The organism is Frigoribacterium sp. AC759 (genome assembly GCF_979256015.1).
On sequence record NZ_CEEDMT010000126.1, the window covers coordinates 1 to 255 of the forward strand.

Below are 255 nucleotides of genomic sequence, written 5' to 3' on the forward strand. Positions count from 1 at the left end.
GGCAGCACCGAACAGCGAAGCCTTGAAGGCGCCGGCCAGTTTGCCCAGCAGCACCTCTCGGGATTCGCGATCGGCGAGCTGCTTGACCTCGTCTGCCGTGAGCGGGTTACCGTCGAAGTAACCGTTCGTCACGATCAGAGCGGGGTGTGCCTTGGCGAAGTCACGCAGGCTCTTGGCGACGGCGACCGGGTCTCCGTGCACGAAGGCGATCGCAGAAGGTCCGACGAGTTCGTCGTCGAACGAGCTGATTCCGGC

General features: G+C 64.3%; 1 protein-coding gene. It reads right to left on the reverse strand.

The genetic code is table 11. From position 1 onward, the window contains the following. Nucleotides 1-255, reverse strand: a 255-nt coding sequence (gene rplJ / locus ACZ6JE_RS15350) for a 50S ribosomal protein L10 (protein WP_464319506.1), incomplete at both ends; no start/stop codon positions are given.